Source organism: Brenneria roseae subsp. americana, assembly GCF_003115815.1.
Taxonomy (GTDB): Bacteria; Pseudomonadota; Gammaproteobacteria; order Enterobacterales; family Enterobacteriaceae; genus Brenneria; species Brenneria roseae.
Window position 1 is genome coordinate 64,816 of the sequence record NZ_QDKJ01000004.1, and the last position, 15,347, is coordinate 80,162.

Annotated in this window: 12 protein-coding genes and 1 tRNA gene; 10 read left to right on the forward strand and 3 right to left on the reverse strand. The window is 51.8% G+C overall.

Features of this window, described 5'->3' with window-relative positions:
- Positions 1 to 156: 156 nt before the first annotated feature.
- On the reverse strand, positions 157 to 291 hold the full coding sequence (locus B4923_RS21205) for a hypothetical protein (RefSeq protein WP_281261832.1): 135 nt from the start codon (positions 289 to 291) through the stop codon (positions 157 to 159).
- 544 nt (positions 292 to 835) lie between these two features.
- Between B4923_RS21205 and B4923_RS06220 the strand changes: the two genes are divergently transcribed.
- Positions 836 to 2,140, forward strand: coding sequence for a dicarboxylate/amino acid:cation symporter (locus tag B4923_RS06220; protein WP_109053498.1), 1,305 nt, complete (start codon positions 836 to 838; stop codon positions 2,138 to 2,140).
- Between the two features lie 87 nt (positions 2,141 to 2,227).
- Here the strand turns inward: B4923_RS06220 and hypT are convergent, their stop codons facing one another.
- Positions 2,228 to 3,115: a hypochlorite stress DNA-binding transcriptional regulator HypT gene (gene hypT, locus B4923_RS06225; protein ID WP_109053499.1), complete on the reverse strand. Its 888-nt coding sequence runs from the start codon at positions 3,113 to 3,115 to the stop codon at positions 2,228 to 2,230.
- A 163-nt stretch (positions 3,116 to 3,278) separates the two neighbouring features.
- On the opposite strand from hypT, the gene cuyB reads away from it, so the two are divergent.
- From cuyB to B4923_RS06270, 9 genes are all read left to right on the forward strand, one after another.
- Positions 3,279 to 3,995 (forward strand): cysteate racemase, encoded by a 717-nt coding sequence (gene cuyB, locus B4923_RS06230; protein ID WP_109053500.1) that lies wholly within the window; start codon positions 3,279 to 3,281, stop codon positions 3,993 to 3,995.
- A 119-nt stretch (positions 3,996 to 4,114) separates the two neighbouring features.
- Entirely contained in the window at positions 4,115 to 4,744 is a 630-nt protein-coding gene (locus B4923_RS06235) for a response regulator transcription factor (protein ID WP_109053501.1), read from the forward strand.
- Between the two features lie 3 nt (positions 4,745 to 4,747).
- Positions 4,748 to 6,301 (forward strand): MASE1 domain-containing sensor histidine kinase, encoded by a 1,554-nt coding sequence (locus B4923_RS06240; RefSeq protein ID WP_109053502.1) that lies wholly within the window; start codon positions 4,748 to 4,750, stop codon positions 6,299 to 6,301.
- A 93-nt stretch (positions 6,302 to 6,394) separates the two neighbouring features.
- Complete coding sequence (gene uhpC / locus B4923_RS06245; RefSeq protein ID WP_109053503.1) at positions 6,395 to 7,711, forward strand: MFS transporter family glucose-6-phosphate receptor UhpC; 1,317 nt, start codon at positions 6,395 to 6,397, stop codon at positions 7,709 to 7,711.
- 40 nt (positions 7,712 to 7,751) lie between these two features.
- The gene (locus tag B4923_RS06250) at positions 7,752 to 8,783 is read left to right on the forward strand and encodes an ABC transporter substrate-binding protein (RefSeq protein WP_109053504.1); all 1,032 of its coding nucleotides are present in this window, start codon (positions 7,752 to 7,754) and stop codon (positions 8,781 to 8,783) included.
- Between the two features lie 181 nt (positions 8,784 to 8,964).
- Positions 8,965 to 11,043, forward strand: coding sequence for an ABC transporter permease (locus tag B4923_RS06255; RefSeq protein WP_109053505.1), 2,079 nt, complete (start codon positions 8,965 to 8,967; stop codon positions 11,041 to 11,043).
- Between the two features lie 14 nt (positions 11,044 to 11,057).
- A complete protein-coding gene (gene fbpC / locus B4923_RS06260) occupies positions 11,058 to 12,182 on the forward strand; it encodes a ferric ABC transporter ATP-binding protein (protein ID WP_109053506.1) in 1,125 nt (374 codons plus the stop codon).
- A gap of 213 nt (positions 12,183 to 12,395) precedes the next feature.
- A tRNA-Asp gene (locus tag B4923_RS06265) sits at positions 12,396 to 12,471 on the forward strand.
- Positions 12,472 to 12,632: 161 nt separating this feature from the next.
- Complete coding sequence (locus B4923_RS06270; protein ID WP_109053507.1) at positions 12,633 to 13,889, forward strand: tyrosine-type recombinase/integrase; 1,257 nt, start codon at positions 12,633 to 12,635, stop codon at positions 13,887 to 13,889.
- A 429-nt stretch (positions 13,890 to 14,318) separates the two neighbouring features.
- Here the strand turns inward: B4923_RS06270 and B4923_RS06275 are convergent, their stop codons facing one another.
- Entirely contained in the window at positions 14,319 to 15,188 is an 870-nt protein-coding gene (locus B4923_RS06275) for an integrase domain-containing protein (RefSeq protein ID WP_109053508.1), read from the reverse strand.
- Positions 15,189 to 15,347: the final 159 nt, after the last annotated feature.

A 15,347-nucleotide genomic window follows, 5' to 3' on the forward strand; every position in this document is an offset into this window, starting at 1 on the left:
ATTACTGGGGATATACAGTGTAAGGATTAACGCGCTGAAATCCTATGTCATCATGCCGATAGCTTGATCTGAATCGCCATTAACCAGCAGAATTAGCAAAAAAAAGATAAATATTATTATCCAATAACCATCATTTTATAGCGTGATAGCCCGTTGTCAAAAACGGGAAATACCCTGACGTCCATACAGGGTAAACATCTGCTTATCGATCACCACTCGCAAAAAACGCTCACAAACCAGAAACAAACCAATTACAAATCCGGTATAAATATTAATCAAAAACCATTTCATGAAATATTTCTCTGAACGCGATCACAGATAAATTAACTGCATGAGTAAAAACAGGAAATATATTAATCGAATAAAATTACGGCAACAAACGCTCATAAAAACACCAGCACTTCAAACGAAAACCAGTTATTAAATTAAAGTAATCAGATGTATTTAACATAGCGCGATGAATAAACGCCGGTTTACGATATGTACGGTTAAACAGATTCAGCACATTATTATTTTCAGAATATCCGTGCCGACGGCCAATCTGACCTACTGTTTAACTGTCTGTTTAAATAAGCATTAATGCTAATCACCCGGTTCCTCTCCATATTGCATTACGCCTTAATATTCATTTTTTGCATGACGAAGTTCACAATTACATTTCAACCAACAGAAAAAAAATGTAAAAAGTCAGAATCGTTGTAATATCAGCGTGCAGACACAACACCTCAATAACAGCTCAGGGTGATGGGTTAGGTGTGTTCAATTTATAACCACCCGCTCGTCGCGCTGCAATAATATTGTGTTGTCTGAATGAATTCATCAACATGAGGTTTATATGCAAAGGCAGAAGTTAGTTATACAGATAGCTGTCGCTATCATATTAGGTATATTCATTGGATGGGCATGCCACCAATATCTGGATGCTGGACGCGCAAAAGAAATCGCGTCTTACTTCAATATGGTTACGGACATATTCCTTCGTCTTATCAAGATGATCATTGCGCCGCTGGTGTTTGCAACGCTGGTTTCCGGCCTGGCAAGCATGGGGAAATCCTCCGCGGTTGGCCGTATCGGTATGAAAGCGATGATCTGGTTCGTTACCGCATCTTTCCTCTCGCTGCTCATCGGGATGGTTCTGGCGAATTTCTTCCAGCCGGGCGCAGGCATGAATCTGGAAGTTCCTGCCGCCGCGGCGCATGTTACCACCGGCCTGAACACCGATGGCTTTACGCTTAAGAATTTCATCAGCCACATTTTCCCGAGAAGTATCGTGGAAGCGATGGCCAACAACGAAATTCTACAGATTCTGGTCTTCTCACTGTTCTTCGGCTCTGCCCTTGCCTACGTTAAACACCAAAACAAGCACGCGACCACCATCATTTCGATGATTGAAGAGCTGGCCAAAGTGATGTTCCGCGTGACCGACTACGTTATGGCTCTGGCCCCTATCGCCGTATTCGCTGCCATCGCATCCGCCATCACCACTCAGGGCCTGGGTTTGATCTACGACTTCGGCAAACTGATCGGCGAGTTCTACCTCGGTCTGGCGCTGCTGTGGACGGCTCTGTTCGCCGTCGGCTATGCGTTTCTGGGCAAGGCAATCGTTAAACTGGCAAAACTGATTCGCGAACCGACCATGCTGGCATTCGCAACCGCGAGCAGTGAATCCGCCTACCCGAAAACCATGGAAGCATTGACCAAATTCGGCGTACCGAAGAAAATCACCAGCTTCGTGTTGCCGCTGGGCTACTCTTTCAACCTTGACGGTTCAATGATGTATCAGTCCTTTGCGATTCTGTTTATCGCACAGGCTTACAACATCGATCTGAGCCTGACCCAGCAGATTCTGATTCTGTTGACCCTGATGATCACCAGTAAAGGTATGGCCGGTGTGGCGCGTGCTTCGGTGGTGGTGGTTGCGGCCACGCTACCGATGTTCAGCCTGCCGGAAGCCGGTATTCTGCTGATTATCGGTATCGACCAGTTCCTCGATATGGGCCGTACTGCAACCAACGTGATTGGTAACAGTATCTCTACCGCCGTTGTGGCAAGTCTGGAAAAAGACGTTCACGACGACGAAGAGGAAAGCGAAGAACCCGACATCGCCTACGAACACGTTCAGGCCACTCAAAATACCTGATAAGTCGAACGGCTATCTGGCGGCCCTATGGCCGCCAGTGCCGACAATACCACGACGCTCCTGCAATACTTGTCGTCATCTTCACGGTCAACGCGGCAACGCTTTTATATATCGCCAGAACTTTTCCGACGCCATATTCAGCCTGGCATCAAGACGGTAAAGGTATACGCCCATATTCATCACGGCATCTCCCCTATCAAGAATCACCAGTTCCTGACTTTCCAGTTCTTCTTTGATGGAATAGTCCGGCAGCCACGCTATGCCATAACCGCTTTTGGTCATCCGCTTCAACAAGTCACTCATTGAAGAAACGAAATGCACCGTAAACCGATCGCTGTCCACGGAGGATAAATACCGGCTGACCTGACGCCCCATATAGCTGGTATCGGTATAATTCAGCAGGGGAACAGAGGGCGCATGCATATCAAATAACGGTTCACCGTTGCTGCCACGGGCGCAGACCGGATAAAGCCGGGATTCCAGTATTTTTTCATGCATAAACGGTTCAGACATCAGCTCTTCGTTATAGAACGAGAAAATGAAGTCGCTCCGCCCCTCTTTGAGGTTTAATACCGCTTCATCGACATCAATCGATTCAACATAAAATATCTTTTCCTGAGGCTCCGGTACGGTTTTCAATAACTCGGGCATAAGAAAGACGGACAGCGAATGCGCGGCGGCAATCATGATTTTATTTTTATAGTGGCTGCCGCCATGTAGCTTGTTTAACTGATATTCCAGATCGTCCAGTGTATTGCGAATATGCGCGTGAAAAACACGCCCCTGCTCGGTTAATTGCAACGGGGAAGAACTGCGATCAAAAATATCGAACCCGATGGCGGTTTCCAACGCACGGATACGCCGACTGAATGAAGACTGTGAAATATTTCTTTTCTCGGCAGCGGTGGTAAAACTACGGTACTCCTCCAGCGCGATAAAATCATAAAGCCACTTTGTCTCAATATTATTAAGCATAATATCTCACCATTTTATTCTACCGATCGCCCTAACCCAAGAAAAGCATAAAGATACCATTCACTATGCAAAACATACATAGGGGATGGGAATTTAGCAATTCACAAATACCGGCAATATGCGACCATTCTTTCAGTTTCAAACCGTTATGGAGCAAAACAGCATGAACAGTCTGGTAGGAATTCTGGGTGGTATGGGACCGGGTGCAACCGTTGATGCGATGCAAAAACTGATTAAAAACACCCCGGCCTACCGGGATCAGGACCATATCCCGACGATTGCCGTTTCCATTCCGGATATTCCCGACAGGACAAAATGCATTCTTGACCATAGCCCATCGCCGCTGGGAAAAATGATTCAATATATGAAAATATTGGAAAACGCAGGCGCCGAATGCATTATTATTCCGTGTAATACCGCTCATTATTGGTTCAATGAATTAAAGCAACACACGCAGGTGGAGATGATCAGTATTATTGATACCGCCTGTCAGGTTATTCAGGATAGAAAAATATCTCAGGTCGGATTACTGGCAACAACCGCAACCATCACGGCGCGTATTTATCAAAATAATCTCGCAGAAAAAGGAATCGACTGCCATATTCCAACGGAAGAGGAACAAACACGGGTGATGGAAAGCATTTATGCTTATAAAGCCGGCGATTTGGCCACGGCCCATGACATGCTTTCACCAATAAAAGATCGGCTGCTGCAAAGCGGGGTAGAAAAAATTATCCTCGGCTGTACTGAGTTGCCGCTTATTCTGGAAAACGAGATCCAGACTGCGCCAGAGAACTATATTGACGCCACGGAAGAGCTGATCAAGAAAACCGTCGAATGGTATTTTTCTCATGCCCACAGAAGCGAGATTGCGGCCTGAAAAACCAAACCGTAGCCCATATTTGTTAACCCGGTTCCACTTTTATGTTCTGCAATTGCGAGTATCTCTGTTACTGAGCATTATTATTCTCAGTAATCTTGATATTACATGGCGAAACCATGATTAATGTGGCTCTGGTAGACGATCACATCGTTGTCCGATCTGGCTTTGCACAGCTTTTGACATTAGAAAATGACATTCAGATCATCGGGCAATATTCATCCGCGGCACAGGCATGGCCGCATCTGCTCAAGCAGCCTGTCGATGTGGCGGTGATTGATATCGCGATGCCGGATGAAAGCGGTTTGAGTTTATTGAGCCGTCTGCGTCAGCAGCGCCCCGGCTTCCACGCCATTATTCTGAGCATTTATGATACCAGCGCGTTTGTGCAGAGCGCGCTGGATGCCGGCGCAGGCGGCTACCTCACTAAACGCTGCGGTCCGGAAGAGTTGGTTCAGGCGGTACGCGTAGTCAGTCGTGGCGGTTTATATCTTTGCGCGGACGCCCTGCATGCTATTCGCCACCAGCAACAGCCGCCAAAAGAATTACTCTCGTTAACGCCGCGCGAACGAGAGGTTTTCACGATGTTAATCAACGGCCTCAGCGTGAAAAGTATTGCCGAGCAACTTACCCTGAGTCACAAAACCGTGCACGTACACCGCGCGAATATTCTCAGCAAATTACAATGTGAGACGACAGTGGAACTGGTGCATTTCGCTTTGCAGCATCAGCTATTGGCAGGCAACTGATCCATGCGCCGGCTGCGTACCACAGGCATGATGCTGTTCCTGCTTTTCTTCTATGGCCTGAGCTGGCTGGCGCTGTGGACAATCAGCTTCTATCTGAGCAATAACGGCCAGCAGGCAACGCTGCTATTACCGCAAGGATTGCGGCTGGCGCTGATGATTCTGCTACCGCGAAAATACTGGCCGGTGCTGCTACTGTCGGAAATCGCGATACAAAGCTGGTTAATGAACGAACAGCTTCAAACGCGTGCATTATTGTTGCTATCGCCGTGGCTGAGTTTACTTCCCGCCGTTATGACGCAGAAAATCTGGCACCGTTATACGCTTTACTGGCAGCGATTGTTGTTGTTATTGAGCGCCTTGACGCTAAATACCCTGCTGCACGGCCTCGTTATCGGCCCCTGGCTGCAATCGCAATTAACCCAAACGTTACTGGCAACCTTTACCGGCGGCGTGCTGCTCATTCCGTTTATCTATTTAATCCATGAATATATCAAGCAACAGCATCTGCAAACGCTACTGGCCCAGGAGATCCCGGATCCGCCGCTGCGCACCTCATTGCTGATTTGGTGCTCACTGTTCTTCTCGATCGGCGTCTGCCTGCAAATGACGTTTACGCCTGACATGGAGCGTCTGCTGCTTATCTTCGTGTTCCTGCCTAACGTGGTTATGGCCTACAAGTTTGGCTGGCAAGGCGGGGTATTATCCGCCGTACTGGGTAGCCTGATGATTACCGTCACGCGTCAGGTTAGCGGCGCTTTTAACGACCTGCGGGAGCTAGAGCTATTTTTGTCCACGCAGGCGCTGCTTGGAATCGGGTTGGGGATTGCCATCAGCCGTCAGCAACAGCTGGCGCAACGATTGCAACGCTATCGTCAACAATTGGAACAGGAATTGAAGACCCGCCGCCGATTGATGGAGCGCATCATTCATACCGAAGAAGAAGTCAGAAAAGACATTGCCCGCGAGCTGCATGACGATATCGGACAGAATATTACGGCAATTCAGATTCAGGCCATGCTGGTCAAACACAGCGCCCCTGAAGGGGCCGCCCAGAATGCGGCCGGACAGATCAGCGATCTCTCGCTGCGTATTCATCACACCACCCGCCAGCTTTTACGCCAGCTACGCCCTCCCGTTCTGAATGAAATGGTACTGGATAAGGCGCTGCACCATCTGGCAGACGATTTCGCCTTCAGCGCCCGGGGCATCAATTTTCATCTCGACTATCGATTGCCTCAACAGCCGGATGACGATGTGGTCATCTTCACGCTTTACCGGATGGTGCAGGAGTTGCTTAACAACATCAACAAGCATGCCTGCGCCAATAACATCGAAGTACTGCTGTATCAGCAAGGCGATTTACTCACGCTGGAAGTCATTGACGATGGTATCGGTCTTCGCCCCGGTAATAGCGGAGGCTTTGGTTTGCGTGGGATTGAAGAGCGCGTATGTGCTTTAGGCGGAAACTGGCTGGCAAAATCAAAAGCCAGCGCTTCGCTGCAAAAAGGCACGCACATAATTGTTAACTTACCCACAAAATTTAAACAAAAGGACTGATTACTAGGAATTCTTCCTAGTGTCCTAAAACCTTATCTCATCCTTTTTCAGACACATCTCCCTACTCTTGCGTCATCGCTGATTGAGGTATCCATGCACACGACCGAGCTTACACCGACACAAATCAGCCAGCGTTATCGTTACTGGCGGCCGCGACTGCTGATTTCGATGGTGATCGGATATGCCGCGTTTTATCTGACGCGTAAAAGCATCAACTTTGTCATGCCGGTGATGCAATTGGAACTGGGACTGAGCAAAGGCGATATCGGCCTGTTAGGCACGCTGTTCTATCTGTGCTACGGCGCGTCCAAATTTATTTCGGGCATCGTGTGCGATCGCAGTCAGGTGCGCTGGTTTATGGGCGTCGGCCTGTTGATTACCGGCGTATTGAACATTTTGTTCATGTTCTGTCAGTCACTCACCGGACTGTTGATTGTGTGGGCGCTGAACGGTTTTTTTCAGGGATGGGGATGGCCCCCTTGCGCTAGGCTTCTGACCAGTTGGTATTCGCGTAATGAACGCGGCTTCTGGTGGGGATGCTGGAATACCTCGATCAATATCGGCGGCGCCGCGGTCCCTCTGTTAGCGGGCTATCTGGCTTCCGAATGGGGCTGGCAGGCCGCGCTGCTGGTGCCCGGCATTATCGGTATTTTGATCGGGCTGTGGCTGTGCTGGCAGCTGTGTGACAAGCCGCAACAGCAAGGGCTACCCAGCGTCGGACAGTGGCGACGTGACGCGCTGGAAATCCGTCAGGAGCAGCAGAGTCCCCCGATGCCGATGCGGCGGATTTTGCGGGATGCCATCCTGCGCAATCGGACCATCTGGTTATTGGGCGTTTCCTACATTCTGGTGTACCTGATTCGTATCGCACTGAATGACTGGGGAAACATCTGGCTGGCGGAAAGTCACGGTTTCAACCTGCTCAGCGCCAATGCCACGCTGTCGCTGTTTGAACTGGGCGGCTTGATCGGTGCGTTGTTCGCCGGTTGGGGGTCAGATTTGTTATTTCGGGGCCAGCGCGCGCCCATGATCCTGCTTTTCGCGCTGGGACTGTTTGTGACGATGACGGCCCTATGGCTGACACCCGTACACCATGCTTCGCTGTTGGCCGCGTGTTTCTTCAGCATCGGTTTTTTCGTTTTCGGCCCGCAAATGCTGATTGGACTGGCGGCGACGGAATACAGCCACAAAGATGCGGCAGGCACCGTGACCGGTTTTCTGGCCCTGTTTGCCTATCTGGGCGCGGCGCTGGCGGGGTGGCCTCTGGCGCAGATACTGCAACACTATGGATGGTCTGGATTTTTTACGCTGCTGGCTCTGGCGTCAGCCTGCATCGGACTGTTACTGATGCCGCTGTTAATGGCGGGCGTCAGCCGACAGGAACGACTATCGACATTGAAATCGCTGTAACGCATGCAGTAGTTCTCTATACCCAACAGGAAAACATAAAATGAAACTGACTACATTAACCACGCTGATTGCCGCCGGGCTGACCCTGGCTGCCGTGTCCACCGCCACCCAGGCCGCCGGACGTCTCGTCATTTACTGTAGCGCCACCAACGCCTTCTGTGAGGAAGAAGCCAAAGCCTTCGGTGAGAAATACAATGTAAGAACCTCCTTCATTCGTAATGGTTCCGGCAGTACGCTGGCAAAAGTCGAAGCCGAGAAGAAAAACCCACAGGCTGATGTCTGGTACGGCGGCACGTTGGACCCACAGTCTCAGGCAGGCGAAATGGACCTGCTGGAACCATACCAGTCTGCCAACCTTGAGCAGATCATGCCGCAGTTTCGCGATCCGGCAAAACGCAAAGGCAACTATTCCTCCGCCGTGTACGTCGGCATCCTCGGTTTTGGCGTTAACACCAACCGTCTGAAAGAGAAAAACCTGCCGGTTCCGCAGTGCTGGAAAGATCTGACCGATCCCATCTATAAAGGTGAAATCCAGATTGCCGATCCCCAGAGCTCCGGTACGGCCTACACCGCGCTGGCCACCTTCTCTCAGCTCTGGGGACAGGACCAGGCCTTTGATTACCTGAAAAAGCTGAACACCAACGTTTCCCAGTACACTAAATCCGGTATTGCTCCGGCGCGTAACGCGGCCCGCGGCGAAACCGCCATCGGCGTCGGTTTCCTGCACGACTATTCCCTGGAAAAAGAGAAAGGCGCGCCGCTGGAGCTGATCTCTCCCTGTGAAGGCACCGGTTATGAAATCGGCGGCATCAGCATACTGAAAGGGGCGCGAAACATGGATAACGCCAAGCTGTTCGTTGACTGGGCATTGTCAAAAGAGGCGCAGGAACTCTCCTGGAAGAAAGGCCAGTCTTACCAGATTCTGACCAATATCACTGCCGAAGCCTCCCCGCTTTCACTGAAGCTACAAGACCTGAAACTGATCAACTACGACATGGACAAATACGGCGCGGCCGACGTGCGTAAAGAGTTGATATCTAAATGGGTTAACGAAGTAAAAATGGGTCAATAACGCGGAGCCGATCGCTTAAGACTCTGGCTATCAGTCAAATAAATGGAAGCGCGACAGGCCAGCAACGGACTGTCGCCTATCCATGGGGATCATTATCGCTAGTCCCTTACTCATCCATGATTTTTAACTGCAACCTGTGATGCCCCATACCAATGATAATACACATACCAGGGAATCCATCATGTCACACACATTAACGCTTTCTCCTCCGCGCAAACGGGATGCCATCTTCCTGTGGCTGGCGCTGATCGTGGTGGCATTTATGCTGCTACCGGCGTGGAGTCTGGACTACGGCCTGCTTGATGTTTCAGGCGATGAACTGTTGGCTGCCTACAGTTGGTCCAATCTGAACATCAGTCTGCTGTGGTTCCTGTTGCCAATGGCGCTTTTCCTGCGCACGACATTCGCCGCCAGCCGCGAGCAGCGCGGCCGACACCGTTTTGATGCGGCATACTCGTTGTTCTGCGTCGTCTTCGTAGTTGTCAGCGCCACGATTGAAGGACGCGGCATGGGCTACGCCACGATTCTGCTGTTCATTGCGCTCGGCGCGATTATCACGCTATCGCTATCACGGCTGGACTGGCTCGGCGGCGATCAATTCGTGATTGGCTCGCTGGTCGGCATCATCGCGCTGATCGGAGTATTTATTCTTTATCCCAGCGTCGCCATTTTTATCCCGATGTTCACCAACGACAGCGGCGAATTCGCACCGCTGCTCTTCACGCAGATTCTGGGGCAAGCCCATATCCTACAGGTGATCAGAAACTCTTTCCTGCTCTCCGTCGCGGTAGGTATCGGTTGTACGTTCTTTGGTCTGGTACTGGCGATTTACACCTCTCGTATCGCACGTCGTTCCGCCATCATCGGCCGGGTATTCTCGATTCTGCCGATTGTGACGCCGCCGTTTGTCGTGGGTCTGGGTGTGACGCTAATGATGGGGCGTTCCGGCTACGTCACCGAACTGATGGTCACCTGGTTTGGCTTGACCAACACCAACTGGCTGTATGGGTTTACCGGTATCTGGCTGGCGCAGGTACTCGCCTTTACGCCCATGTCGTTTATGATTCTGGAAGGGGCGATTAAAACCATTCATCCCTCGCTGGAAGAAGCGTCTTACACGCTGCGGGCCAATCGCTACCAGACCTTCCAGCGGGTTTTCCTGCCGTTGCTGAAACCGGCGTTGGCCAACTCGTTCCTGATCGTGATTGTCCAGTCGCTGGCTGATTTCAGTAACCCGCTGGTGCTGGGCGGCAACTTCGACGTACTCGCCACTCAGATCTACTTCTATATCGTCGGCGCGCAGCTGGATTATCAGGCTGCCAGTACGCTCGGCGTGATCCTGTTGCTCTTCTCGCTGGCGGTGTTCTGTATCCAGTATATGTGGATTGGGAAACGCTCTTACGTCACCATTTCCGGCAAATCCTACCGTGGCGATGTGCAGCCGCTGCCGGTTTCGCTGGTGTGGATCGTCTCCATCCTGCTGTATATCTGGATTGCCTTCAACATCCTGCTGTACGGCAGCATTTTCTACGGCAGCTTCACCGTGAACTGGGGCGTTGATTACACCCTGACGCTGGCCAACTTCAGCAAACTGTTCGGACAGGGATTCAGCGATGGCGCATGGCCTTCCCTGCTGGATACGCTGCTGTTTGCCGGTATCGCCGCGCCGATTACCGCACTGTTCGGGCTGTTAATCGCCTACATCGTGGTGCGTCAGCAGTTCTATGGCAAAAAGACCATCGAATTCACCACCATGCTGTGCTTTGCCGTCCCGGGCACCGTGGCCGGGGTCTCTTATATCCTCGCGTTTAACAGCGCGCCGGTTTACCTCACCGGCACCGCCGCCATCGTGATTATATCGATGGTGATGCGTAACGTGCCGGTCGGTATCCGCGCGGGTATCGCCGGACTGGGTCAACTGGATAAATCGCTGGATGAAGCGTCGCTCAGCCTGCGAGCCGGATCGATGCGCACCGTGTTCTATATTCTGCTGCCGCTGCTGCGTCCGGCGATCCTGTCCGCTTTGATTTACAGTTTTGTCCGCGCCATTACCACCGTCAGCGCCATTATCTTTCTGGTTACACCGGATACCCGTGTCGCGACTTCCTACATCCTTAACCGGGTGGAAGACGGTGAATACGGTATGGCCATCGCCTACGGTTCCATCCTGATTGTGGTCATGCTGGCCATTATTTTCCTGTTTGATTACCTGGTCGGTGAAGCACGCGTTTCCCGTTCCAAAGCTCAGAATAGTGACTAAGCGGAGTGATTACCTTGAATACTGAAAACCCAAAAACGTCGGAAACGTTTTTTAACGCCGCTTACCGCGGCCCGCAGGGCGACGGGCAGGACGTCCGTCATAAGAATTTCGTTGAACTGAAGCATGTCACTAAACGTTTCGGTCACAACACCGTCATTGACGATCTGAATCTGGCAATCCCACAGGGGAAAATGGTGACGCTGCTAGGGCCGTCCGGCTGCGGCAAAACCACGGTACTTCGTCTGGTCGCCGGGTTGGAAAAACCCACCGAAGGACAGATTTTTATCGATGGTGAAGACGTTACCGATCGTTCGATTCAACAGCGTGACATCTGTATGGTGTTTCAGTCTTACGCCCTCTTCCCGCACATGTCGCTGGGAGAAAACATTGGCTACGGATTGAAAATGCTGGGCCGCCCGAAAGATGAAATCAATCAACGGGTAAAAGAAGCGTTGGCGCTGGTCGATCTGGACGGTTTTGAAGATCGCTATGTCGATCAGATTTCCGGGGGACAACAGCAGCGGGTAGCGCTGGCCCGCGCGTTAATCCTCAAGCCGAAAGTCTTACTGTTTGATGAACCGCTGAGCAATCTGGATGCGAACCTGCGCCGCAGCATGCGTGAAAAAATTCGTGAACTTCAGCAGCAGTTCAATATCACATCGCTCTACGTGACCCACGACCAGAGCGAAGCCTTTGCCGTTTCCGACATGGTACTGGTCATGAACAAGGGCAAAATCATGCAGTTGGGCGCACCGCAGGAACTGTATCGCCAACCCGCGTCTCACTTTATGGCCAGCTTTATGGGGGATGCCAACATCTTCCCAGCCACCATTGACCATGACAGCGTCAATATTTACGGCTACAGGCTCCCTCGCCCGCAAGGTTTTGCCGAAGGGCAACGCGAGTGCACGGTGGGCGTTCGACCGGAAGCCATCACGCTCAGCGCTCAGGGGGAAGAGAGTCAGCGCTGCACCATCACTCAGGTCGCCTACATGGGCCCGCAGTATGAAGTGCAGGTTGACTGGCACGGACAATCGCTACTGCTACAGGTCAATGCCACGCAGCTCCAGCCTAATCCGGGCGATAGCTACTACCTGCAGATTCATCCTTACGGGATGTTTGTGCTGGCAGACCAATAAGTTCACACTCACCGGGCGTTCCCTTGCGCCCGGTATTTCCCCACCAAGCCCTTCCTCACGGCAGCGCTTCTCGGTTCATGCTGGCCATTTATTGTCAGTTATTATAAAAAAACTCAACAGATTGCGCATTCTCTCGCCAAACAGATCAAATTTGTGGTTTCCGCCTTTGACATGCACTGAGCGCCCCGTTATGATGCGCCCCGTTCACACGATTCCTCTGTAGTTCAGTCGGTAGAACGGCGGACTGTCAATCCGTATGTCACTGGTTCGAGTCCAGTCAGAGGAGCCAAATTCTTGTTTTCATGCCGCTCTGCGAATTCTTATGTGATATCGATTCAATGAGTTAGCGTGAAAAGTCCTCCCGGTGCATTTTCAGTTTTCCCTCCGCATCGGGAGAATTTGGTGGTCAGATTTGGGGTCAAGTTGGTTCGATGACGGAGTGACCCCCAAATGTCTCTTAACGACTCAAAAATCCGCAACTTAAAACCATCCGCTAAACCTTTCAAAGTTTCCGATTCTCACGGCCTGTACCTTTTGGTCAATCCCGGCGGTTCACGTCTCTGGTATCTCAAATATCGTCTCGACGGCAAAGAGTCCCGCCTCGGTTTAGGCGCTTATCCCAATGTATCGCTGGCTGACGCCCGGCAACAGCGCGACGGCATCCGCAAGCTGCTGGCGCAGAACATCAACCCGGCGCAACAGCGTGCCGCTGAGCAGGCGGCGCGTTCACCGGTTAAGAATTTCAAGACCGTGGCGCTGGGCTGGCATAAAAGCAATAAAACATGGTCGGAGAACCATGCCGCCCGCCTGCTTGCCAGCCTGAACAATCACGTTTTCCCGGCGATTGGTCATCAGCCGATAACGGAACTGAAAACCCGACACTTCACTGCCCTTCTGAAAGGTATTGAGGAAAAAGGTTTGTTGGAGGTAGCATCCCGTACCCGGCAGCACCTGTGTAATATTATGCGTTACGCGGTTCAGCAAGGATGGGTGGAAAACAACCCGGCGCTGAATCTGGTCGGCGTAACGGCTCCGCCGGTCAGGCGTCATTATCCGGCCCTGCCGCTGGAGTGTCTGCCGGAATTGCTGGAACGCATTGAAGGCTATCGGCAAGGCCGGGAGTTAACCCGGCTGGCGGTACTGCTCACCCTGCACCTGTTTATCCGTTCCAGCGAACTGCGTTTCGCAAGGTGGAGTGAAATTGATTTCAAAAACAGAATCTGGACCATTCCCGCTACCCGCGACGCGATTACCGGCGTCCGCTACTCCGGGCGTGGCGCGAAAATGCGCACGCCGCATATCGTGCCACTATCCCGGCAAGCCATCGACATCCTGAAGCAGATTCAAGCGATTTCAGGCCATCTGGAACTGGTGTTTCCCGGCGACCATAACCCGTATAAACCGATGTGCGAAAACACGGTCAACAAAGCATTGCGACTAATGGGCTATGACACCAAAACGGATGTCTGCGGTCACGGCTTTCGGGCGATGGCCTGTAGCGCGTTAATGGAATCTGAGCTTTGGTCGCAGGATGCCGTTGAACGCCAGATGAGCCACCAGGAGCGCAACAGCGTGCGGGCGGCCTATATCCACAAAGCCGCACATCTTGAAGCCCGCAAAGCGATGATGCAGTGGTGGTCGGATTATCTGGATGCGTGCCGGGAAACTTACATTCCGCCTTATATTTGGGGCAAACAGGCTGGCTAAGCCCACGATGACGTAATCAATGGATAATACGAAAGCAGATCCAGACAGTTCAGGATCTGCTTTGTTAGTTTTTAATAGGTGTTAACTTTATATTTTCATTAATCAATAGGGAATCGTCAAAAATTATTCTGGCAGAATATTTTTAGCCGGTTACCTATCAATAAAGGGAGTTTTTGAAGGAAAATTTATCGTCATGATGATGAAAAATCTGCGCCAGAACCAAACGCTTCGGCCAACGGCACCAATATCCCGCCGCAGGAAAAACACAACGCTGCACCAGATACCCCGTTGAACAAATATCGAACTGCACCAGTGACAGCCTTTTCAGCCTTTTGGCCCTTTCCGGTTTGGCGCTGTTACCCTTAGCCTTCCTTTACCCTTCCGGCCTTTTCCCTTTTGACTGCACCAGCACAAAAATCATCCGTCGTTTCAACGCCCATAGACCTGCGCCACATAGCGCCCGCGCCCGTCGCCGTGGCCTAAATCCATCGCCGTCAGCGCCAACGCTTCTTTTTCGCTAAATCCTTGCGCCAAATAATGGCGAATAACATCCTGCGCCCAGGCGTAACGCAATGAGTGCGGGGAATATGCGCCAGTCAAGCCGATACGCGAGGCCTGACCATGCCAGTATTTCATCGCGCTTTTCAGGTCGGGCTTATCAATCAACCTGCCGTTACGGTTCTCCGCAACAGATAAAGCGTTATCCAGCGTTTTCCGTACTGCGCCAACATCCAGAATTATTGTCTCGCGAGGTCGCCCGCTTTTGGTGCCGAACACCACGGTTAGCCGCGTTTCACCGTGCTCCAGCGCCTGTTTCCACGTTCCGAGCGATTGCGCACACTGCACTGCTTCCTGCGAACGCAGGCCCATCAACCTTGAAAGCTCCAGCGCTGCAGCCATCCCGGCGTCTTTTGCATGAACGGTTTCCAGCACCTTCTGGTAATGCTCCGCTGTGATGGCCCGCCGGGTGCCGTTGCGGGATGCACCGGATAAGCCGAGCGATTTATTGGACAGCCGTTCACTGGCTGCTAACCGATCACGTCCAGACTGCTTCAGCAGACAGCGGATCGCCGCCATTTCGTTTTGCAGGCTGCGTTTCGTTATGCCCTGTTCCAGCCGTTCCCGGATGTAGCTTTCAACATGTCGGGCTTTCAGTTGCTCCACCCGCCGAATCTGCACATTCTGTTCCAGCAAACGGATACAGAATCGCTGCGCCAGCGCCATGCGATCGTGAACGGTTTTATGACTGCCGCCCGCCTGCCGCGCCAGCGTTTTCATTTCCTGCTCCAGAATGCCCATTTTCTCTTTCCCCTTTTCATGATTGCAGCAACTCCAAAATCTGATACAACCTTCCCCGGCGCGTAGGCCGATAGCCCTGAATGGTGGTCGGGCTGCGAACGATACCTGAGCGCCGGGGCGGCAGCCGTTGAGGTGTTACGGGGCTTCGGTTGTGCTCTC